Consider the following 22,154-nt stretch of genomic DNA (forward strand, 5'->3'; position numbering starts at 1 on the left):
GCACATGAGCCCACAGGATCCTGCCCCCTCCCGTCGTGCCACGCGGCGCCGCGGCAGGCGGAACGACGTGCTGCTCGGCACGGTGGGCGTCCTCGGCGAGCTCCTCCTCACGGCCGGCGTGCTCATCATGCTGTTCCTGGGCTGGCAGCTGTGGTTCAACGACATCGTGGTGAGCAGCGGGCAGCGGGACCAGGCGCTGGAGAACAGCAGGAGCTGGGCCACGGCGGCACCGCAGGCGGAGGCTTCCCCGGATCCCGCCGCGTCGCCGGATCCCGCCGCGTCGCCCGCGGCGCCCGGGGACCCCGTGATCACCGCGGCGCCGGCGTCCGACGCCACCGACTTCGGGAACATCTACATCCCCCGGTTCGGGCCGGACTACGTCGTGCCCGTCGCGACGGGCGTCGGCCTCGGGAACGTCCTCAACCACGGCAAGATCGGACACTACCGCGAGACCCAGATGCCCGGGCAGGTGGGGAACTTCGCGGTCGCGGCCCACCGCACCACGTACGGGAAGCCCTTCAACCAGATCACGGACCTCCGGGTGGGCGACGCCATCGTGGTCGAGACGCAGGACGGCTGGTACACGTACCGGTTCCGTACACTCGAGTACGTGAAGCCCACCGGAGTCGACGTGCTCAACCCGGTGCCGCAGGCACCCGATGCGCAGCCGGGGGACCGGATCCTCACCATGACGAGCTGCAACCCGCTCTTCTCGGCGGCCGAGCGCGTGGTGGCCTACAGCGTCTTCGAGTCCTGGCAGCCGCGGTCCGACGCCGCGACGCCGGCCGCACTCGCCGGCACGTCGTTCGCGAAGGCGGGTTGAGCGTGTACGCGGCGTTCTGGCGCATCCTCCCCGGGCCGGTGTGGGTGAGGCTCCTCATCATCCTGGTGCTGCTCGCGGCCATCCTCTTCTCGCTCGTCGCCTGGGTGTTCCCCTGGGTCGACTCCATCGTCAACACCCAGGAAGTCACGGTGCATCAGTGACACGCGTCCTCGTCATCGACAACTACGACAGCTTCGTCTACACGCTCAACGGGTACCTGCAGCAGCTGGGCGCCGAGACCGTGGTCATGCGCAACGACGACCACGACGGCGCCGACATGGCCGGGGTGATCTCGGAGTACGACGCGGTCCTCGTGTCCCCTGGACCGGGCAAGCCGTCGGAGGCCGGCGTCTCCATCCCCACCGTCACGGCCGCGCTCGACGCGGGCACGCCCCTGCTCGGCGTGTGCCTCGGGCACCAGGCGATCGCGGAGGCCTTCGGAGCCACGGTGACCAACGCCGAGGAGCTCATGCACGGCAAGACCTCGCTCGTCACGCACGACGACGGCGACTTCTACCTCGGCGTGCCGCAGCCGTTCACCGCCACGCGGTACCACTCGCTCGCGGTCGTCGACGGCACGGTCCCCTCCGACCTGGTCGTCACGTCGCGCACGGAGGGCGGCGTGATCATGGGCCTCCGGCACGAGGCCGCGCCCATCGTCGGCGTGCAGTTCCACCCGGAGTCCGTGCTCACCGAGGGCGGTTACCGCATGCTCGGCAACTGGCTCGAGGGCGCGGGGCTCGCGGGTGCGCGCGACACGTCGTCGCGGCTGTCGCCGCTCGTCCGGGTCGCCTGAGAGCGAGCCCGCGGTACGGGGTGACGACGGATCGGCCGGCCTCGCCGGTCCTGTGACGAGAGATCACCCGGCGCGAGCGTCAGCACGAGGCCGCTTCACCGATCCGGTGGCTCTGGTGAGGCGCGGATCAGCCTCGGGATGGACCCGGCGTGGGGCTGGGGGAGGTGGGCGGCGGGGTGCTGCGGACCGCGCCCGTGCAGTAGGTGAGCGTCACGGTGGAGCGCTGGGCGACGTCGCCGGGCGCGACGGACTGCTGGCTCACCGGTGACCCGTCGGCGCGGCCGCAGGACGGATCACGTCGCGTGGTCACGACGAGCTCCGACTCCTCGAGGAGCTTCTGCGCGTCCGCGAGCGGCTGGCCCATCACGTCCGGCATGCTGACCTTGCCGTTCGACAGGATGAGCTTGACGGCGGATCCCTGGGCGAGCTGCTGGGACGCCGCGGGCTCCGACTGCATGACCACGCCGTCCGGCACGGTGGGCGACGACTGCCGGACCACCTCTCCCACCGTGAGGCCGGCGGCCTGGAGGTTCGCGGTGGCCGTGCCCTCGTCCAGGTTCACGACGTTCGGGACCTGGACCTTCGGCGGACCCGAGGAGACGAAGACGTCGACCTCGGTCTTCGAGGCGACGTTCTCGCCCGGATCCGGGTTGGTGCGCAGCACGATGCCCTCCGCGACCGAGGTGCTGGCCTCGTCGCGCTCGAGGGGGACGAGGCCCGCCTCCTCCAGCGCGGCGGCGGCGCTGGAGTAGGTGGTGCCCGCGACGTCCGGGACGGTCGGGCTGATGTCGGGCGGACCGATGGAGCTGAGGTTCGTGACCCAGATGACCACGGCGATGAGGATCACGACGACGACGGTGACGCCCGCCCAGATCCACGGCACGGGCGGACGGCTCTGCGTGCGGACGGTGCGGTCGTCGTCGACGCCGAGCTGGCGGAGCGCCTGCTGGGAGGACGTCGGACCGGCCGGGGCGCCGAAGAGGGTGGCGCCCACGTCATGGGTCGGCGCCTCGCGGGGCGCGAGGACGCCCGCGGCGGCGAGGTCGAGGTCGGTGCGGAAGTCGGCCGCGGTCTGGAAGCGCGCGTACCGGTCCTTCGCCATGGCGTGCAGGACGACCTGGTCGAGCTGGGGGGACACGTCCTCCTGGACGGCGCTGGGGGCGACCGGCGTCTCGCTGACGTGCTGGTACGCGACGGCCACGGCGGTGTCGGCGCGGAAGGGAGCCTGGCCCGTGAGCATCTCGAAGAGGACGACGCCGGCGGAGTAGAGGTCGGTGCGCGCGTCCACCGACTCGCCCTTGGCCTGCTCGGGGGAGAAGTAGCGGGCGGTGCCGAGGATGGCCGTGGTCTGGGCGATGGTGGCGGAGGTGTCGGAGACGGCGCGGGCGATGCCGAAGTCCATGACCTTCACCTGGCCGGTGGGCGTGACCATGATGTTGCCCGGCTTGATGTCGCGGTGGACGACGCCGGCGCGGTGCGAGTACTCGAGGGCCGTGAGCACCTGGCGCATGATGCGGACGGCCTCGTCCGGGTCGAGCGGACCGTCGGTGATGACGTCCTTGAGGAGGCGGCCCTCGACGCGCTCCATGACGATGAACGGGACCGTGTGGGACGCGCCGTCCTGGTCGGTGACGACGTCCTCGCCCGCGTCGAAGACGCGCACGATCGTGGGGTGGGACATGCGCGCGGCGGCCTGGGCCTCCTGGCGGAAGCGGCTGCGGAAGGCCGGATCCTCGGCGAGGCCGCGGCGCAGGACCTTGACGGCGACACGGCGTCCGAGGCGCGAGTCGACGCCCTCGAACACGTCCGCCATGCCCCCGCGACCCAGCAGCGCCCCGACCTCGTAGCGGCCGCCCAGCACACGCGTGTCGGTCACGGACTGCCTCTCGTCGGGATCGGGATTCGGACGGGGATGAGCTTACCGGGGCTCCGCTGGGTGTCCGGGCGGGCTCCCGGGTGCCCGGGTCCGGCCGCCGACGCGGGGTCGGCAGCCGGGCGTGGAGCCCGACTCAGGGGATGCGGTGCGAGCTGGAGGCGAGCGAGCGCTCGTCCGTGCGGCCGGGTGCCGGCGTCGGACCCGAGCCGGTCGTGCCGCCGTTCCCGCCGCCGTTCCCGCCGCCGTTCCCGCCGCCGGTGCCGCCGCCGTTCCCGCCGCCGGCGCCTCCGCCCGTGCCGGTGCCGCCCGGGGCCGCCTCGACGGTGATGGTGACCGTGCTGCTGTACGGCGACTCGTTGGTGCCGCAGATGGCGAGGTACTTGACGGTGAACGTGCCGGGGTTCGTGCCCGCCTTGATCTCGCCGGACGTGGTCTGGGCGTTGGTCGGGTTGGTGCTGCCGCCCCACGTGCCGGTGGCGCCGCCCGAGACCGAGTCGGTCTGGATCTGGTAGCCGTTGAGCGTCTGCCCGGCCGGGCACGAGTACGCGGGCCAGGAGATGTCGACCGCCTGGCCGGCGCGCACCGTCGTGGGGGTGACTGTGGGCGTCGCCGGGGCTGCGGTCGGCAGGGTCTGCGGTCCGTAGGCGGTGATCTGGATGGTGGCCCCCTTCGCGACGCTGCCCGTGGGCGTGATCGCGGTGACGCGGCCCTCCTCCTCGCCGGACGGCGCGGCGCTGCCGGTGACGACGGTGACCTTGAGGCCGAGGGCGGTGAGCTCGTTCGAGACCGTCTTCTGGTCACGGCCGATGTAGTCGTCGCGGTTGACCTCGACGGTGCTCGCGGTCGGCGTCGGCGTGGGGGTCGGCGTCGGCGTGGGGCTGGGGGTCGGCGAGGCGCTCGTCTCGGTGGGCGCCGGAGCGGGATCCGCGGAGTCGCGGCCTGCGGTGAGGGCGATGGCCCCGGCGACGATGGCCCCGATGACGAGGAGGGCGACGACGACGAAGATCCAGATGGCGCGCTTGCGGGCGCGCGGCTGCTCGGGCTCCTCGTCGTCCTCGTCGTCGAAGACGAGGGGGGCCGCGGCGCCGGCGCGGGGGCCGGACGACGACAGCACCGTCGTGGCGCCCGTGTCGACGCCCCGGCCGGACGGCATGAGCTGTGTGGCCTGGGTGGCGGCGCCCGGGTCGGCCAGAGCGGCGGCCCCGGCCACGGCCGCGACCGCGATGGTGGCGGTGCCGACGTCGCCGCGGCGCAGCGCCTGCGCGGCGCGCGCGAGGTGGGCGGCGCTCTGCGGTCGGTCGGCCGGCTTCTTCGCGATGCACGCCATGACGAGGTTGCGCACGGGCTCGGCGACGGTGACCGGCAGCTCCGGCGGCTGCTCGTTGATCTGCGCCATGGCGATGGCGACCTGCGACTCGCCCGTGAAGGGGCGACGGCCGGCCAGGCACTCGTACGCGACGATGCCCATCGAGTAGACGTCGGTGGAGGGCGAGGCGGGGTGACCGCTCGCCTGCTCGGGGGAGAGGTACTGGACGGTGCCCATCACCTGGCCGGTGGCGGTGAGCGGCACCTGGTCGGCGATCCGCGCGATGCCGAAGTCGGTGATCTTCACCCGGCCGTCGGGCGTGATGAGCAGGTTGCCCGGCTTGATGTCGCGGTGGACGAGCCCGGCCTGGTGCGCGGCGTGGAGCGCCAGCGCGGTCTGGGCGATGATGTCGAGCACCTTGTCGGTGGACAGCACGCGCTCGCGCTCGAGGATGGTGGAGAGCGCCTCGCCGGGCACCAGCTCCATCACGAGGAAGGCGCTGCCGTCCTCCTCGCCGTAGTCGAAGACGTTGGCGATGCCCTCGTGGTTGACGAGCGCGGCGTGGCGGGCCTCGGCGCGGAAGCGCTCGAGGAACCCGGGGTCGCCGAGGTACTCGTCCTTGAGGATCTTGATCGCGACCTTGCGTCCGATGACGAGGTCGGTGGCCTCCCACACCTCGCCCATGCCGCCGATGGCGATGCGATCGCCCAGCTGGTAACGCCCTCCGAAGGTCAGTCCGCTCGTGGGTCTCATCTGTCCAGCACCGCCTCAATCACTTTCTTCGCCACGGGGGCGGCGAGGGTGTTCCCCGAGCCCGATCGTCCTCGTCCGCCGCCGTCCTCGACCAGGACCGCGACCGCCACCTTCGGGGACTCCGCCGGCGCGAAGCCGGTGAACCACAGGGTGTACGGGTCGTCCGCGCCGTTCTGGGCGGTGCCCGTCTTGCCGGCCACGTCGACGCCACTGATTCTCGCATTCGACGCGACGCCGCTCTGGACGTCGTCGATCATCATCCGGGTCATGGTGGCGGCGGTCTCCTTCGAGATCGGGTCGGCGAAGCGGCTCGGCGAGAAGCCGGACAGCTCGCTGAGGTCGGGGTTGAGGACGCTGTCGACGACGCTCGGCTTCATGACGTCGCCGCCGTTGGCGATGCCGGCGGTGACCATGGCGGTCTGCAGCGGCGTGGCGCGCACGTCGAGCTGGCCGAAGGCGGACTGCGCGGTCTGCGCGTCGTCGAGGTCGGGGGAGAAGACGCTCTTCGCGCTGGACATGGGGACGTCGATCGACTTGCCGTAGCCGAACGCCTCCGCCATCTTCGCGATCCGCTCGGAGCCGAGCGCGATGCCGAGCTGCGCCATCGGGATGTTGCAGCTGAGGCGGAGGGCGGTCGCGATGGAGACCTCGGGCTCCGGTCCGCACGCGCCCTCGCCGGCGTTCGTGATGACCGTGCTGGTGCCGGGCAGCGTGAAGGTCGACGGGTTGGGGAGCAGGGAGTCGGGCGTGTACTGGCCGGACTCGAGGGCGGCGGCGACCGTGATGAGCTTGAACGTGGATCCGGGCGGGTTGAGGCTCTTGACCGCCCGGTCGACCAGCGGGTTCGCCGGGTCGGCGAGGAGCGACGCGTAGGTCTGCTTGACGGCCGCGCGGTCGTGCGACGCGAGGGCGTTGGGGTCGTACCCGGGCGTGGAGACCATCGCCAGGATGCGGCCAGTGGACGGCTCGATCGCCACCACCGATCCCTGCAGCTTCCCGAGCGCGTCGTACGCCGCCTGCTGCACCTTCGGGTCGAGCGTGAGCTCGACCGAGGCGCCCTTCGGGTCCTGCCCGGTGAAGGTGCGCGTCAGGCTGTCGAAGAACTGCGTGCCGCTCGTGCCGCTCAGGACGTCGTTCATGGAGTCCTCGAGGCCCGTGGATCCCTGGCCGAGCGTGTAGTACCCGGTGACCGCGCTGTACAGGTCGGGCTGCGAGTACGTGCGGAGGAACTTGTAGCGGTCGTCGACCGGCACCGAGGAGGCGATGGGCGTGCCGTCGACGAGGATCGAGCCGCGCTCCGCCGAGTAGCTGGCGATGATCGTGCGGCTGTTCCGCGGATCCGCCTGCAGCGTGGGCGCCGCGATCACCTGGATGACCGAGGCCGCGACGAACAGGGCCACGAACATGGCCAGGACGAACACGGAGACGCGCTTCAGCTCGCGGTTCACGACTCGACCACCAATCGGGGCTGGTTGCGGACGGTGTCGGACAGGCGCAGCAGCAGGGCCGCGATGATCCAGTTGGCGAGGAGCGAGGAGCCGCCCGCCGCCATGAACGGCGTCGTGAGGCCCGTGAGCGGGATGACGCGCGTGACGCCGCCGATGACGATGAACACCTGCAGGGCGATGACGAAGGACAGCCCGATGCCGAGCAGCTTGCCGAAGTCGTCCTGGCCGGCGAAGCCGATGCGGAATCCGCGCGACACGAGCAGGAGGTAGAGGGCGAGGATCGCGAAGACGCCCGTGAGGCCGAGCTCCTCGCCGAGGCTCGCCAGGATGAAGTCGCTGTTGGCGAGCGGGGTGAGGGCGGGCATCCCGCTGCCGAGCCCCTGCCCGAAGAGGCCGCCGGACGCCATGCCGAACAGTCCCGTGACGAGCTGGAAGCTGCCGCCCTGCGCGTCGTACACGGCCGGGTCGAACGGGTTCAGCCAGGCGTCGACGCGCCCGCCCACGTAGCCGAGCGTGCTGGCGCCGAACGCGCCGCCGAGGAACAGCACGGCGCCGAGGACGACCCAGCCGATGCGGCCGGTGCTCACGTACGTCATGACGATGAAGAGGCCGAAGTAGAGCAGCGACGTGCCGAGGTCGCGCTGGAACACCAGGACGCTCATCGACACGGCCCACACGAGCAGGATCGGGCCGAGGTCGCGGACGCGCGGGAAGCGCATCCCGAGGACCTTCACGCCCACCATGGAGAGGCTGTCGCGCGCCGTGACCAGGTAGCCGGCGAAGAAGATCGCGAGGCAGATCTTGGCGATCTCGCCGGGCTGGAACGAGAAGCCGCCGATGTGGATCCAGACGCGGGCGCCGTTGATGTTCTGCCCGATGAACGGGAGCATCGGCAGGAGCAGCAGGATGAGGCCCACGAACATCGCGATGTAGCGGTAGCGCTGGAGCACGCGGTGGTTCTTCAGCAGCACGATGACCGCGAGCGCGCACACGATGGCGAGCCCCGACCACACGATCTGGCGGACGGCCACGCTGTCCCAGCCGGAGTACCCGCCGGCGAGGTCGAGCCGGTAGATGGCCGCGATGCCCAGGCCGTTGAGCACGGTGGCGATGGGGAGGATGAACGGATCCGCGTCGGGCGCGAGCCACCGGAGGGCCACGTGCATGCCGAGCACGAGCACCGCGAGGCCGGTGGCGGGGAGGAAGAAGCTCCGGTCGAACGCGCCGAGGGCGCCGAGCTGCACCAGGTACAGGGCGCCGCCGTTGATGACCGAGGCGAGCACGACCAACGCGAGCTCGAGGTTCCGGAGGCGCCGGGGCACGCGGATCCGGGGGACCTTGGGCGCGCGCTCGCGGCCGCGCGCGGGGGCGTCCGCCACGCCGGCGCTAGCCACGCGCGGTCTCCTGCAGCCGGTTGACGATGTCCTGGGCGCCCGCGAGCGAGTCGGCGTTGATCGTCTGCTCGACCTGCTGGCGGTAGAAGGGCTGGAGGTCGTCCACCCGCACCTCGGTGCGCGCGTAGACGTGGGACAGCTCGATCGGCCCGATGGTCTGCTGCACGCCGTTGAAGACGGCGACGGTGCCCTCGGACTCGCCCACGTAGTAGCGCGACTGGGTCCAGCGGTAGCCGAGCACGCACGCGAGCACGAGGCCCGCGAGGATCAGGGCGACGCCGACGAGCCACGTGACGCGGCGGCGGAGGGCGCGACGGCGGTCCTCGGCGATGAGCGCCTCGAGGTACTCGTCCGACTCGGGCTCGAACTGGGCGTCGCGCGCCGCGGTGCTCGCGCGCAGCGGGTGCAGGAGGAGCGAGGGGATCCGGACGGCGCGCTTGGACGGCTCGTCGCCGAAGGCGAGCGGCTGCGCGGCGGATCCGACGAGCACCGGCTCCGGCTCGGGGCGCTCGGCGGCCGATCGGTCGTCCTCGTCGAGCACGTCGACGACGACCACGGTGACGTTGTCGGGGGCGCCGTGGTCGAGCGACTCCTTCACGAGCGCGTCGGCGATGGTCTCGGGGGTGCCGGCGGTGGCGAGGATCTCGGTGATCCGCTCCTCGGAGACGTAGCTGCTGAGGCCGTCCGAGCAGAGGAGCCAGCGGTCGCCCGTGTGCGTGTCGAGCACCTGGGTGTCGACCTCGGGCGCCGCGTCGACGTCGCCGAGCACGCGCATGAGGACGGAGCGGCGCGGGTGCACGAGCGCCTCCTCCGGCGTGATCCGGCCGCTGTCGACGAGCCGCTGCACGAAGGTGTGGTCGTTGGAGATCTGGCTGAGCTCGCCGCGGCGGAACAGGTAGATGCGCGAGTCGCCGATGTGCGCGATGGCGACGTGGCGGTCGATGCGGGCGAGCGCGCTCACGGTGGTGCCCATCCCGGTGAGCTCGGAGTGCTCGAACACGGTCTCGGCGAGGAGCTGGTTGGCGGCGACGAGGCCCGCCTGGAGCGCGAACTCCGCGTCGTGCGCGGAGGCGTACGGCTTGTCGGCCTCGATGATGCGCTTCGTGGCGACCGCGGAGGCGACGTCGCCGCCCGCGTGCCCGCCCATGCCGTCGGCGACGACGAAGAGGTGCCGTCCCGCGTAGCCGGAGTCCTGGTTGTTCGACCGGACCTTGCCCACGTGGGAGACGGCAGCGGCCTGCGTCACTGTCGCCACGCCGCTACCGCCTGAGCTCGAAGCTGGTCGCGCCGATGCGGATCGGCGTGTCGAGCGGCACCTGCGTCGGGACGCTCACGCGCTTGCCGTCGAGGAAGGTGCCGTTGGTCGAGTCGAGGTCCTGGATCATCCACTCGTCGTTCCAGAGGAGCAGGCGCGCGTGGTGCGTGGACGTGTAGTCGTCGCGGATCACGAGCCCCGACTCGCTCGAGCGGCCGATGGTGAGCGGCTCGGTGCCGAGCGGGATCTCCGTGCCGGCCTTGGCCCCCGACGTGATGACGAGGTGGCGGGCGGTGGACGTCGTGGCCTTCGCGCGGCCCGGGACGGCGCCCGAGTTGGCGCCGGACGGCATCGTCGAGATGGGCGGCGGCTGCACGGCCGGGGACGCGGCCCGGGGAGCCGCGGCGGCGGACGCGGCGTACGGCGACTGGGGGAACGGGGATCCGCCGGCCGAGCCCGTCTCCTCGCGGAGCTTCCGCACCCGCTGGCCGAAGAGGTCGGAGCGGAGGGCGTAGACGATGCCGAAGATGAACAGCCACAGCACCGCGAGGAACGCGAGGCGGAGGACGAGGAGGGTCAGCTCGGTCATGAGGCCCCCCAGAAGCCGTCGTCGTGGCGCTGGCCCTGGGAACCGCGGCCGCCGCGCTCCTCGCTGGCCTGCGGGACGACGCGGAACGTGATGGCGGTGCGGCCGATGCGGATGACGGACTCCGGCGGGAGCGGCGCCTTCGTGACGGGCGCGCCGTTCAGCTCGGAGCCGTTCGTGGATCCGAGGTCGCGGACCTGGGCGCGGGTGCCGTCCCACGCGATCTCCACGTGGCGGCGGGAGGTGCCGGGATCGTCGACCGTGATGTCGGCGTCGCTGCCGCGGCCGATGACGGTGCGGCCGACCGCGATCGGGTGGCGGGTGCCGGCGACGTCGACCACGGGGATCCACGTGACGCTGCCCTCGACCGTGCGGCTGTCGATCTCGAGCACGCCCTCGGAGAGCTGGTCGTCGCGGCGGAAGCCCACCTGCACGACGCCGGCGAACTGGTAGCCCTGGGTGGACGCGTGCCGCTCGACCGCCTGGCGCAGCTCGTCGGTGAGCGTGGAGCCGATGGACTCCATGCGCTCGTGGTCGGCGCGGGAGACGCGGAGGGTGAAGGAGTTGGGGACGAGGATGAGGTCGCGGTCGACGATGGCGGCGTGCGTGTCGAGCTCGCGTCGCAGCTGCGCGACGATCTCCACGGGCTGCAGGCCGGACTTGAAGGTCTTCACGAAGGCGCCGTTGACGGCGCGCTCGAGGCCCTTCTCGAAGTTGTCCAGGATTCCCACGTGTGATCCGTCCTCGCGCGGTCCTTCCGCGGATGAATAGTGCGATGTTAGCCAACTCGCGCGTCGGGGCCCTGGACACCGGCCCCACGGCGCGTGCGGGGCGGCGCGGATCGGGCCGGCGGCGGCGCTCGCGGGTGCCCGGAGCGGGCCGGGGCGCGCGGATCCGGCTCCGCGGCGTGATAATGTCGTCCGGTTGGCGCGAGTGGCGGAATTGGTAGACGCGCACGGTTCAGGTCCGTGTGTCCGTGAGGACGTGGGGGTTCAAGTCCCCCCTCGCGCACCAGCGGAGCAGAAGGCCCCCGGGTTCCCCCGGGGGCCTTCTCGCGTCATCGGGTCGACGGTGCCAGCGCCTCCGCGAACCGCGGCGCGAACGTCCGGCTCGCCTCCACCGTGAGGTGCATGGCGTCCTGGTACAGCAGCTCGCCGTCCCGGTCCATCGCGCACGAGGACGCGTCGCAGAACGCGTCGCGGAGGTCGAGCACGGTGGCGCCCGTCGACTCCGCGACCTGCTCGAGCGTCGTCCTGCTCGGCGACTGCACCGCGTCGATCTCGGCGAGCGGGACCGAGAGCGCGCACGTCCGCGTGGCCAGCGCGAGCACGGAGCAGCTCTCGGGGACGTCCCGGTGGCCGCTGAAGATCGGATGCGGCACGGACTGGACGAGGACCACGTCGTGGCCGGCATCCCGCAGCGCCGTGGTCGTCCTCGTGAGGCCGGCGGCGAGGGCGGCCGTCCTCGCGGGCACGTCCCGGCTCACGTCCTGCGGCGTCCGGCCGATCGCGGCGTCGCCGCCCGACCAGTACCCCTCGGTGCTCGCGATGACGACGGTGCCGGCCGGCGCGCCCTCCAGCCAGGTGAGCGCGTCCTCGTAGTACGCGCGGCAGGCGCGGTCCTGTGCCGTGGGCGTCGCGCCGATCTGCCGGTGGACGTCGACGAACGGGCACGCGGCGGCGGTGCGCATGCTCGTGGGTCGGCCGAGCGAGGAGGACGCCGCGATGACCGCCTCGCTGAACTGGCTGGCGTTCGAGTCGCCCACGAGGTAGACGGGCCGTCCCGTCGCCGCCGCGTCCCACGTGCAGCGCGCGGGGTCGGGGTCCGCCGCGGATCCGTCCCCCAGCGTCGCGAAGGTCATGCAGGCGTCCCATCCCGTGTGGCGCGCATGGATCGCCTGCACCTCCGGGATCCCCCAGCCGCGGTCGGAGGCGATGCCGACGGTCCCGACGACGATGACCGCGGGGACGAGGAGCGCGGCCGCCAGCCGTGGCGTGCCCCACCTCGTGCGGACGGGCGGCCGGCGGAGCGGTCGCTCGATCCAGCGGTACGACATGGCGGCGGGGACGAGGGCGGCGAGGGCGGCGACCGCCTTCGCCGGCGTGCTGTCCGGGACGAGCGCGGTCGTGAGGACGATGGCCGGCCAGTGCCAGAGGTACCAGGAGTAGGAGACGTCGCCGAGGCGGACCGACGGCGTCGAGCGGAGGATCGCGGCGACGGGACCGGCGGCGTCCGCACCGGCGAGCAGCAGCAGGGCCGTGGCCGCGACGGGGAGCAGGGTCGAGGGGCCGGGACCCCGGACGGACGCGTCGATCGCGACGAGCGAGACCACGAGGAGCCCGGCCCCCAGGACGTGGACCGCGACGACGGCCCGCGACGACCGCAGCACGCGGGCGGCGGGGATGATCGCGACGAGCGCGCCCGCCCCGAACTCCCACGCGCGGGTCACCGGGCTGTAGTAGCTCGTGGGGAACTGCGGGCCGGGGAGGTCGATCCCGGCTGCCGTGGCCATGGCGACGCCGGCGGATGCGACCGTGATCCCCAGCAGCACCGCGGCCGGGAGCGCGCGGGCACGCGACCTCCGGGCGACGAGGAGGGCGGCGAGGAGGAGGACCGGGAAGACGAGGTAGAACTGCTCCTCGACCGACAGGGACCAGATGTGGAGCAGCGGGTTCGACGCGGCAGCGGGCTCGAAGTACCCGCCGGTGGTGCGGTAGATCACGACGTTCGCCACCCCCACCAGCCCGCCGAGGGCCGTGCGGGTCGTCGTCTCCCCGACGAGCGGGGACTGGATGAGGGCGGACGCGACGAGCGTGACGAGGACGACGGTCACGAGGGCGGGCGCGAGCCGACGGAAGCGCCGGCCGAGGAAGCGACCCAGCCGGATCCGGCCCGTGGCCGCGAACTCGCGCAGGAGCACCTGCGTGATGACGTAGCCGGAGATGACGAAGAAGACGTCGACGCCGAGGAAGCCGCCGGGCAGGGGCAGGCCGGCGTGGAACAGGACCACGGCGAGGACGGCCACGGCGCGGAGCCCCTGGATGTCGGCGCGCCGCGGGGACGAGCGCATCGGCGCGTCGGCACCCGCACCGATCCGCCCCGCCGTCATCGGCCGCATCGACTCCCCCGTCCACGACTACGCCGAGTATGCCGCGTGCGCGGAGGGGTCGTGGCCGCGCGAGGCGGAGGGCGGGCGCGGCGGCGGCCGGCTCGGCGGCCGGCGCGATCGGGCACCAGCCGATCGGCGGACGCGATCAGCCGATGGTCGGACGGATCGGATCCCCAGGCGGATGCCCCGGGCCGCCGCCGCTCCGCACACTGGGGACGTGACGCACCCGACGCTCGCCCCCACCGCCCGCCCGTCCGCCGACCCCGCGGACCTGCCGCCGTCGGAGGGCGCGACGCCCGCCGCATCCGCCGCGCCCGCCGCGGTGCCGGGCGTCGTCCGGATCCTCGGCCGCGCGATCGCCCGACACCCGCTCGCCGTCCTCGCGGTCCCCGCCGGCAGCGCCTGGATGGGTGCCATGGCCGGACTCGGCGAGCTGGCCCACCCCGCCGCCACCGCCATCGCGGTGGCGGTCGCCGTGATGGTGCTCGCCTGGTCGGAGAGCCGCATCGGGATCCTCCGCACCCTGGTCGTCGCGGCCCTCGGGTCGCTGGCGCCCGTCGCCGTCGCCTCCCTCCTCCTCGCCGCGGGCGTCGCGCTCGGCGACCTCTACTCGCAGATCGACGCGGCCGACCGGCTGTGGGCGCCGTCGGTCGTGCTGGTCGCCGTGGCCGCCGCCGCGAGCCGGGGCCTCGCGCCCGCGCATCGCGACGGGCTGCGCGCCGCCGTCCTCGCGGCCGTGCTGGCGGGCCTCCTCGCGGGCGGCCACGGCGTCGACCTCACGCGCGGCGTCGCGCTCCTCATCGGCCTGGGCCTCGGCCGGATCCTGGTGCCGCTGTCCCCGCTCCCCGCCTGGAAGGACGCCGCCGCGTCCAGCGCCCGCGTCGTGGCGGCGACCGTGCTCGGCACCGTCACGCTCAGCTGGTGGATCGCCGCCGTATCGGGCGACGCGATCGGCGTGCTGAGCACCATGGGGTCGCTCCTCGACCCGGGCAGCACGGTCGCCGTGCTGTGCGTGCTCATCGTGTCCGTCGCGCTGCTCCTCCGCGGGCGGCGGCTGGGGCTCGTGCTCGGGATCACGGCGCTGCTGCTCGTGACCGGCCTCCTCGCCTGGTACTACACGGTCATCCCGCTCGCGGAGGACTGGTTCACGTTCACGACCGCCTCCTGGATCGACGTCGAGCTGCCCCTGCTGGTGCTCACCACGTGGCTCCTGCCCGCGACGGCCCTCGGAGTCCTCGTCGCCCGCCGCCGGTCCTTCACGAAGCGCGCGGCCGTCGACGGGCGCCCGGCCGGGCGCGACCGCGTGCTCGCGCAGCTGATGCGGTCCGACGCCGGATCGCTCGGCTTCATGGGCACGTGGTCGGGCAGCAGCCACTGGTTCGCGGCCGACGAGGACCCGTCCGCGCGCGGTGCCGTGGCCTACCGCGCCGCGCACGGGGTGGCCCTCACGGTGTCGGACCCGCTCGCGTCCGCCGAGGACGCGCCCGCGACGATCCGCGCCTTCGCCCGGCACTGCTCCGCGCGGGGCCTCGTGCCCGCCTTCTACAGCATCCACTCGAGCCACCTCCCGGTCTTCGCCGAGCTCGGCTGGAGCGTCACGCCGGTCGCCGAGGAGGCCGTCATCGACCTCGCCTCGTTCTCCACCTCGGGCAAGCGCCGCCAGGACCTCCGCACCGCGACCAACCGGGCTGCCCGCGACGGCGTCGACGCCCTCTGGGGCACCTACCGCGGCCTGCCCGACGGCCTGCGCGCCGCGGTCGACGCGCTGAGCGGCGACTGGGCCGACGCCAAGGCGCTGCCCGAGATGGGCTTCACCCTCGGCGGGCTGCGCGAGCTCGACGACCCCGAGGTCCGGATCCTCCTCGCCGTCGACGCCTCGGGCCGCGTGCACGGCGTCACCAGCTGGCTGCCCGTCCACCGGGACGGTCGCCTCGTGGGCCGCACCCTCGACGTGATGCGCCGCGGCACCGGCCCCATGCCGGGCGTGATGGAGTTCCTCATCGCGACGGCCGCGCGCACCTTCCAGGCGGAGGGGCTCGAGATCCTGAGCCTCTCGGGCACGCCGCTCGCCGGCGTGGGCAGCTCGCGTCCGCGCGGGGCCGTCGACCGCCTCGTCGCGCGCCTGCTGACCGCGACCGGCCGCGTGCTCGAGCCGTCCTACGGCTTCACCTCCCTCCTGCGCTTCAAGGCCAAGTTCGACCCGCGCTACGAGACCCTCTGGCTCGCCTGCCCCACAGCGGCCGACCTCGCGCCGATCGGGCGCGCGCTCACGGCGGCCTACGTGCCGACGCTGCGGATCCGCCAGCTCGCCGGGGCGCTCCGGGCGGCGCGCGCCCACTCCCGCGAGCTGCGTCGATCGGCGCGCGCGGCCGCGCGGGCGGCACGGGGCGCTAGCCTCGGCCGGACGGGGGACCGGAGCGGCGCGGACGGCGCCGACGGCGGAACCCGCGACGGGAGGCGGGACGCGTGAGCACCGGATCCGACGCGCACGCCGGCCCCTCGACCGCGGCGGGCCCCGTCGTCAGCGTGGTGGTGATCGACGACGAGTCGCTCGTGCGCTCCGGCATCGCGATGGTGCTCGGTGCCTCCCCGCGCATCGCCGTCCGGGCCGCGGTCTCCAGCGACACGGCCGTCGCGACCGTCCGGGAGCACGCGCCCGACGTGGTGCTCCTCGACATCCGGATGCCCGCGCCCGACGGCCTCACGATCCTCGCGGAGCTGATGGCCGAGCCGCGACCGCCCGCGGTCGCCATGCTCACCACGTTCGACACCGACGACCAGGTGCTCGAGGCCCTGCACCGCGGGGCGTCCGGGTTCCTGCTCAAGGACACGGATCCGGAGCAGCTCGCCCGGCACGTGCTCACGCTCGCGTCCGGCGGCATCGTGCTCGCGCCGGGGCTGCGGCCGGGGCGCCTGTTCCGCTCGCTCGAGGACGACGGCGAACGGGCGCGCGTCGACCGGCTCGGCGACCGCGAGGTCACCGTGCTGAAGGCGCTCGCGCGCGGTCTCTCGAACGCCGAGATCGTCGCGGAGTGCGGGCTCACGCTCGGCACGGTCAAGGAGACGGTCAGCTCGATCGTGCAGGCGCTCGGCGTCGGCTCGCGCGTCGAGGCGGCCGTCGTCGCCGACCGCGCCGGGCTCGTGCCGCGACGATGATCCGGCGATGCGCGTGATCCGGCGGGCGGGTGCCGCGCGTCCGTCGGGGCGCGCCGGAGATGCCGACGCCGAGGACGCCGCCGGTGACGGGCGTGCCGGCGCCGGGATCGCCGCGGAGCGGATCCGCGCGGTGCTCGTCGACCTGCTCATCGTCGGGATCGCCGTCACCGCGTCGTACCCCTTCATCTCGTCGGCAGAGTCGCCGTGGGACGCGGTCGCGGGCGTCGTCGCCTGTCTCGGCCTGCTGCTCCGGAGGCGCTGGGCCTGGCTGAGCCTCGCCGCGGCGATCCCCGCCTTCTACGTCGGGATCGCCTACGTGCCCCTCGTGGTGGCGCTGTTCGACATGGGCCTCTCGCGCACGGCGCGGTGGCGGGTCGCGGTGTCCAGCGGCGCGGCCGCCGTCGCGTACCTGGCGCCCGTCTGGCCGCCCGCGGACCTGCCGTCGCTCGTCGAGCCGCTCGTGGAGGCGACGCTCTACACCGTCGGGCCGGCGCTGCTCGGCGCGTTCCTCCGCGAGCGGCGGACGACGGCGGCACAGCTCCGGGAGCTGCGGGAGGCGCAGAGCCTCGGGCAGCGCCAGGCCGCGCAGGTGGCGCTGGCCCGGGAGCGCGCCGTGCTCGCGCGCGAGATGCACGACGTGGTCTCGCACCAGGTCAGCCTCATCGCGGTGCAGGCGGGCGCGATGCAGATGGGCGCGGCCGACGAGCGCTCCCGGGAGGCGGCGCGCACCATCCGCGGGCTCAGCACGGTGACCCTCGAGGAGCTGCGCGGCATGGTCGAGGTGCTGCGCGCGGCGGGCGGCGACCGGCGCGAGCTCGCGCCGCAGCCGACGCTCGCCGACGTGCCGGCGCTCGTGGCGGCCAGCGGGATCCAGGTGGAGACCGCCGTCGACCTCCCCGACGACCTGCCCGCGGCCGCCCAGCGCGCGGTCTATCGCACGGTGCAGGAGGGGCTCACGAACGCGCGGAAGCACGCGACGGGCGCGGTCGTGCGGGTCACCGGTCGCCTGGACGCGGGGCACGTGGTCGTCGAGGTCGATGCGGGCGCGCCGACGCTCCCGCTGCTCGACCTGCCGAGCGGACGCCACGGGCTCACCGGTCTGCGCGAGCGCGCCCAGCTGCTCGGCGGGACCCTGTCGGCGGAGACGCGGCCGGACGGATCCCACCTCTTGCGGCTGCGCTTCCCGCTCTGACGAGCGCTCGCCGCGCTCGCCGCGGGACGTGCGCCCGCGGCCGTCAGCCCTGGCGCGCCTTGTTGCGCGGCGTGAGCTTGTTGATGACGAAGACGCGGCCGCGGCGGCGCACGACCTGCGCGCCGGGGAGCTTCTTCAGGGCCTTGATCGAATTGCGCACCTTCATGGGGATGGTCCTTTCGTGAGAACAGTTCTCAATAGACTACCGCCATGCCCGCTCGCGACATCCCCCTGCCCGTGTACCCGCAGCCGCCGTCGGGCGTCGTCCTCGTGGTCGGCGAGGGATCCGGCCTCCGCGCGGTGCTCCGCGACGCGGTGGCGGACGTGGCGGCGACGCTCCTCGTCCTCCCGCCCGAGGAGGCGGATCCGGTCGAGCCCATCGCGCGGTTCCTCGACGACCTGGCGGAGCGCGGCCCGGGCACGGAGGCCGTCGTCGGGATCCCGGCCGGCACCGACGCGCGGGCGACCGGCATGGGCCTCGACCTGCTGCTGCGCCGCGAGCACGAGCTGCAGCGCGCGTTCGGCGGGGCGGGATCCGGGTTCAGGCTGCGCCACGTCGTCTCCGTCGTGCCCGCCGACCGGCTGCAGGCGATCGCCTTCGGCCGGGTGGAGGACGCGTTCGCGGAGGCCGAGACGCTCGTGGACCTCGTGGAGTACGCGACCGTGGTGGTGCTGACCGGGATGGCGCGGGTGCCGCTGGAGTCGCGGGGGACGCTGCTCGCGCTCGTGCGCCGGCTGGCGCCGCGGGCCACCGTGCTCGACGCGCGCCGTCCGCTCGCGCTCGGGCGGCTGCCGCGGTGGGGCGACGTGCCCGGGCTGGCGGCGTCCGCGGGGTGGATGCGGGAGATCACGGCGGCCGGATTCGCGTCGCGGCCCGCGGAGATCGACCGGCTCGACGGGCCCGTGGGCTCGGTCGTGGTGAGCGAGCCCCGGCCCCTGCACCCGGAGCGCCTGGCGCGCGCGGTGGAGGAGGAGCTGCGGCCCGACCGCGCGGGCCTCATGCTGCGGTCGAAGGGGTTCGTGTCGCTGGCGTCGCGGCCCGGCGAGGTGGGCGGGTGGTCGAGCGTGGGATCCATGCTGACGCTCCAGCCGACCGGGATCGACCCCTGGCAGGAGCAGGCGCCGCACGGGACGGAGATCGCGTTCTTCGGCGTGGGGCTGCGGCCCGCGGTGCTGCGGCGCGCGATCGGCCGGGCCGTGCTCACGGGGGAGGAGCTCGCGGCGGGGCCGTCGGCGTGGGCGGGGTACGTGGATCCGTTCCCGCGGGTCGACGCCGACTGAGCGCCGGGCAGCGGCGCGCCCGGACGCCGGCGAGGGTGACGGTGCGCCGAGAGCGGGCCGCGGGACCTGGGCACTGCTCGGCCGCCGGCGTTCAGTGGGGAGGTGAAGCAGAACCGCACCGCGGCGGGCACGACCCGTTCGACCCGCACCAGAACCCGCACCAGCACCGCCGACGCCGACCGCGCACCCGACGAGCGGCCCGCCGCGGAGGATCCGGCCATCGTCCCCGAGCCCGTACCGGGGCCCGAGCCCGAGGACGCGCTCCGGGTCGCCCGCGAGGCCTTCGGCTGGGACGAGCTGCACGACGGCCAGGTGCGCACCATCGGCCCGCTCGTCCGCGGGCGCGACGCGCTCGTCGTGATGCCCACCGGCTACGGCAAGTCCGCGATCTACCAGGTCGCGACCGTCCTGATGGAGGGCCTGACCGTCGTCGTGTCGCCGCTCATCGCGCTGCAGGCCGACCAGGTGCAGAACCTCGAGGACGCGCCGGCGGCGCCGCCCGCGCGCGTGATCAACAGCACGATCCGCGGGAAGGCGCTCGACGAGGCGTGGGCGACCGTGGAGGAGCCCGGCGCGCGGATCGTGTTCCTCACGCCCGAGCAGCTGGCGCGCGACGAGGTGGTCGAGCGGCTCGTGGCGCGCGGGGTGTCGCTCGTGGTGATCGACGAGGCGCACTGCGTCGCGTCGTGGGGCCACGACTTCCGGCCCGACTACCTGGGGCTCGGCGGCGTGATCGACGCGCTCGGGCACCCGCCGACCGTCGCGATGACGGCGACGGGATCCACGCCCATCCGCACGGAGATCGAGGAGCGGCTGGGGCTGCGCGACCCGTTCGTGCTCTCCTCGGGCTTCGACCGGCCGAACATCCGGCTCGAGGTGCGCCGGCACACGGAGGAGGCGGAGAAGCGGCGGGCGATCGTCGCGCACGTGGGGGAGCAGACGCAGCCGGGCCTCGTCTACGTGGCGACGCGCAAGGACGCCGAGGACTACGCCGACGAGATCCGCGCGGCGGGCCTCCGCGTCGACGCGTACCACGCGGGCCTGCCTGCCGCCGAGCGCGACCGCGTGCAGACCGCGTTCCACGAGGACGACGTGGACGTGGTCGTCGCCACGAGCGCGTTCGGCATGGGGATCGACAAGCCGACCGTGCGCTACGTGATCCACGCGGCGCCGCCCGAGTCGGTCGACGCGTACTACCAGGAGGTCGGGCGCGCGGGCCGCGACGGGGAGCCGGCCGTGGGGATCCTGCACTACCGCCACGAGGACCTCGGCCTCCGCCGCTTCTTCGCGGCGCGCACGCCGAAGCCCGCGAGCCTCCGCGACGTCTACGCGGCGGTCGCGGTCGCGGGAGCCGACGGGCCCGTGCGGCCGGCCGCGGTCGCGGAGCGGGCCGGGATGTCGCCGCGCACCGTCGGCGGCGTGCTCAACCTGCTCGTGGACGCGGGCGTGCTCGGATCCGACCGCGACGGCGCCTTCGTGAGGGAGGAGCTGGATCCGCGCGAGGCCGCCGCCCGCGCCAAGGAGGTCGCGCAGGAGCGCGAGCGCATCGAGGTCTCGCGGCTCGAGATGATGCGCGGCTACGCCGAGGCGCCGCACTGCCGCCGCCAGTACCTGCTCGGCTACTTCGGCGAGGACTCGCCGGAGCGGTGCGGCAACTGCGACGTGTGCGACCGGCTCGACGAGGAGGACGCGCACGAGGAGGCCATGGGCGCGGCGGACGCGGGCGACGCGGATGCCGCCGCGGACGCCTCCGACGAGATGTTCCCCGCGCAGTCGCAGGTCACCCATGCCGAGTGGGGGCCCGGCACCGTGATGAGCACGGAGGACGACCGCATCACCGTGTTCTTCGAGAAGGAGGGGTACCGCGTGCTGTCGCGGAAGCTCGTGGAGGAGGGGCGGCTGCTGCAGCAGGCGTGATCGCGGCCCGGATCCGCCTTCCGACACCGTCGGCTGACCGGTCGGACTAGCCGCAATGCGTCGATGCAGATGCATGGAGCTCCGGATTGGCCTACGTTGTCAATCAGCGGGACATGCCCTTCGGGTGGGCGGTCCTCGCATCGGGTCGGCGTCTCGGGGGAGACGTTCCGACCGCCCGGTCCTCCGTGCACGGAGGCCGGGCCACACCCTCTTCCGCGTCGTCGCGGTCTCCGCGGGATCAGCGGCCGCGGCCCGCTCGGGTCGGCCGCCGCCCGCGCTGGCAGGCTCGGGGCATGACGCCTCCCGGATCCGCCCCGCACGATCCCGCGCACGGCGCCGTTCACGCGCTCGACCTCGACCGGCTGCTCGCGTCGGTCGCCGACGAGGACGGCGGCGAGGTCGACGACAGCATCCCGCAGCTCGCGGAGACGGATCCGTCGCTCGCCGGCATCGCGCTCGTCACGCCCGACGGCCGCACGCACGCCGCGGGCGACAGCGCGCACCCCTTCTCCATCCAGTCGGCCGTGAAGCCGTTCCTCTTCGCGCTGGCGCTCGCCGACACCGACGGCGCCGCGCTCGACGCGGTCGGCATCGAACCTACGGGCGAGGCCTTCGACGCGATCAAGCTCGAGAGCGGCACGGGCCGGCCGCCGAACCCGATGGTCAACGCGGGCGCGATCCTGACGGCGAGCCTGGTGCGCGGGTCCACCCTCGAGGAGCGCAGCGGTCGGATCCTCGCCGGGCTCAGCGCCTTCGCCGGCCAGGACCTCGAGGTCGACGAGGACGTCGCCGAGTGCGAGCAGCTCCTCGGCGACCGCAACCACGCGCTCGCCCACCTCATGCGCTCGGAGGGCACGCTGCACGTCTCGGCCGACGACGCGGTGGCCGCCTACGCGCGGGCGTGCGCGGTGCTCGTGACGCCCGCGATCCTCGCGGCGATGGGCGCGACGCTCGCGAGCGGCGGCCGTAACCCGCTGACGGGGTCACGCGTGGTGACGCAGGAAGTGGCGCGCGACGTCGTCTCCGTGATGGCCACCTGCGGCGTCTACGACGGCTCCGGACGATGGATGCGGCGGGTCGGCGTGCCCGCGAAGTCGAGCGTCTCCGGCGCCATCGTCCTGTCCGCGCCCGGTCGCCTCGGCGCCGCCGTCTTCAGCCCGCCGCTCGACGGCCAGGGCACGAGCGTGCGCGGCGCCGTGCTCGCGCGGGAGCTCGCAGAGCAGCTGGGGTTGCACGCGTTCGGCGGCGCGGGGGAGTGACGC

The 22,154-nt window shown here is 73.9% G+C and carries 18 protein-coding genes and 1 tRNA gene; 10 read left to right on the forward strand and 9 right to left on the reverse strand.

The genetic code is table 11. The features are described 5' to 3' along the window. Positions 1-4 precede the first annotated feature (4 nt). Genes AES38_RS00075 through AES38_RS00080 form a run of 3 tightly spaced genes read left to right on the forward strand, consistent with a single transcriptional unit; the run spans position 5 to position 1,619 of the window. Positions 5-823 (forward strand): class E sortase, encoded by an 819-nt coding sequence (locus tag AES38_RS00075; RefSeq protein WP_053773251.1) that lies wholly within the window; start codon positions 5-7, stop codon positions 821-823. After that, the gene (locus tag AES38_RS15735) at positions 820-984 is read left to right on the forward strand and encodes a hypothetical protein (protein WP_157883487.1); all 165 of its coding nucleotides are present in this window, start codon (positions 820-822) and stop codon (positions 982-984) included. The genes AES38_RS00075 and AES38_RS15735 overlap by 4 nt, the downstream gene beginning before the upstream one ends. Beyond that, positions 981-1,619 carry an anthranilate synthase component II gene (locus tag AES38_RS00080; RefSeq protein WP_053773252.1) on the forward strand — a complete coding sequence of 213 codons (639 nt, stop codon included), beginning with the start codon at positions 981-983 and terminating at the stop codon, positions 1,617-1,619. The genes AES38_RS15735 and AES38_RS00080 overlap by 4 nt, the downstream gene beginning before the upstream one ends. Positions 1,620-1,746: 127 nt before the next feature. On the opposite strand, the gene pknB is transcribed toward AES38_RS00080, so the two are convergent. The 7 genes from pknB to AES38_RS00115 form a co-directional block, all read right to left on the reverse strand. Beyond that, on the reverse strand, positions 1,747-3,495 hold the full coding sequence (pknB, locus tag AES38_RS00085; protein ID WP_053773253.1) for a Stk1 family PASTA domain-containing Ser/Thr kinase: 1,749 nt from the start codon (positions 3,493-3,495) through the stop codon (positions 1,747-1,749). Positions 3,496-3,628: 133 nt separating this feature from the next. Continuing rightward, complete coding sequence (locus AES38_RS00090) at positions 3,629-5,554, reverse strand: protein kinase domain-containing protein (RefSeq protein ID WP_053773254.1); 1,926 nt, start codon at positions 5,552-5,554, stop codon at positions 3,629-3,631. Next, on the reverse strand, positions 5,551-7,002 hold the full coding sequence (locus AES38_RS00095) for a peptidoglycan D,D-transpeptidase FtsI family protein (RefSeq protein WP_053773255.1): 1,452 nt from the start codon (positions 7,000-7,002) through the stop codon (positions 5,551-5,553). Before AES38_RS00095 ends, AES38_RS00090 begins: the two co-directional genes overlap by 4 nt. Further along, entirely contained in the window at positions 6,999-8,396 is a 1,398-nt protein-coding gene (locus AES38_RS00100; RefSeq protein WP_081001801.1) for an FtsW/RodA/SpoVE family cell cycle protein, read from the reverse strand. The genes AES38_RS00095 and AES38_RS00100 overlap by 4 nt, the downstream gene beginning before the upstream one ends. Then, a complete protein-coding gene (locus AES38_RS00105; RefSeq protein ID WP_053773256.1) occupies positions 8,389-9,651 on the reverse strand; it encodes a PP2C family protein-serine/threonine phosphatase in 1,263 nt (420 codons plus the stop codon). The genes AES38_RS00100 and AES38_RS00105 overlap by 8 nt, the downstream gene beginning before the upstream one ends. Before the next feature lie 4 nt (positions 9,652-9,655). Next, entirely contained in the window at positions 9,656-10,240 is a 585-nt protein-coding gene (locus AES38_RS00110) for an FHA domain-containing protein FhaB/FipA (protein ID WP_053773257.1), read from the reverse strand. Next, the gene (locus tag AES38_RS00115; protein ID WP_053773258.1) at positions 10,237-10,968 is read right to left on the reverse strand and encodes an FHA domain-containing protein; all 732 of its coding nucleotides are present in this window, start codon (positions 10,966-10,968) and stop codon (positions 10,237-10,239) included. Before AES38_RS00115 ends, AES38_RS00110 begins: the two co-directional genes overlap by 4 nt. A 196-nt stretch (positions 10,969-11,164) precedes the next feature. Between AES38_RS00115 and AES38_RS00120 the strand changes: the two genes are divergently transcribed. Continuing rightward, positions 11,165-11,251: transfer RNA gene (locus AES38_RS00120), tRNA-Leu, on the forward strand. A gap of 43 nt (positions 11,252-11,294) precedes the next feature. On the opposite strand, the gene AES38_RS00125 is transcribed toward AES38_RS00120, so the two are convergent. Further along, complete coding sequence (locus AES38_RS00125) at positions 11,295-13,307, reverse strand: acyltransferase family protein (protein ID WP_053773259.1); 2,013 nt, start codon at positions 13,305-13,307, stop codon at positions 11,295-11,297. Between the two features lie 256 nt (positions 13,308-13,563). Between AES38_RS00125 and AES38_RS00130 the strand changes: the two genes are divergently transcribed. Genes AES38_RS00130 through AES38_RS00140 form a run of 3 tightly spaced genes read left to right on the forward strand, consistent with a single transcriptional unit; the run spans position 13,564 to position 17,694 of the window. Then, entirely contained in the window at positions 13,564-15,816 is a 2,253-nt protein-coding gene (locus AES38_RS00130; RefSeq protein WP_053775564.1) for a bifunctional lysylphosphatidylglycerol flippase/synthetase MprF, read from the forward strand. Beyond that, positions 15,813-16,502, forward strand: a complete 690-nt coding sequence (locus AES38_RS00135) for a response regulator (RefSeq protein ID WP_053773260.1) — start codon at positions 15,813-15,815, stop codon at positions 16,500-16,502. The genes AES38_RS00130 and AES38_RS00135 overlap by 4 nt, the downstream gene beginning before the upstream one ends. 7 nt (positions 16,503-16,509) lie before the next feature. After that, entirely contained in the window at positions 16,510-17,694 is a 1,185-nt protein-coding gene (locus tag AES38_RS00140; protein WP_053773261.1) for a sensor histidine kinase, read from the forward strand. Between the two features lie 43 nt (positions 17,695-17,737). On the opposite strand, the gene ykgO is transcribed toward AES38_RS00140, so the two are convergent. Beyond that, on the reverse strand, positions 17,738-17,860 hold the full coding sequence (gene ykgO, locus AES38_RS00145) for a type B 50S ribosomal protein L36 (protein WP_043667673.1): 123 nt from the start codon (positions 17,858-17,860) through the stop codon (positions 17,738-17,740). A 44-nt stretch (positions 17,861-17,904) separates the two neighbouring features. Between ykgO and AES38_RS00150 the strand changes: the two genes are divergently transcribed. The 3 genes from AES38_RS00150 (at position 17,905) to glsA (ending at position 22,151) form a co-directional block, all read left to right on the forward strand. After that, the gene (locus AES38_RS00150; protein ID WP_053773262.1) at positions 17,905-18,975 is read left to right on the forward strand and encodes a GTP-binding protein; all 1,071 of its coding nucleotides are present in this window, start codon (positions 17,905-17,907) and stop codon (positions 18,973-18,975) included. A gap of 102 nt (positions 18,976-19,077) precedes the next feature. After that, the gene (locus AES38_RS00155) at positions 19,078-20,892 is read left to right on the forward strand and encodes a RecQ family ATP-dependent DNA helicase (protein WP_053773263.1); all 1,815 of its coding nucleotides are present in this window, start codon (positions 19,078-19,080) and stop codon (positions 20,890-20,892) included. Positions 20,893-21,185: 293 nt separating this feature from the next. Further along, positions 21,186-22,151: a glutaminase A gene (gene glsA, locus AES38_RS00160; protein ID WP_053773264.1), complete on the forward strand. Its 966-nt coding sequence runs from the start codon at positions 21,186-21,188 to the stop codon at positions 22,149-22,151. Positions 22,152-22,154: the final 3 nt, after the last annotated feature.

It is taken from the genome of Clavibacter capsici (genome assembly GCF_001280205.1).
GTDB classification, from domain to species: Bacteria; Actinomycetota; Actinomycetes; order Actinomycetales; family Microbacteriaceae; genus Clavibacter; species Clavibacter capsici.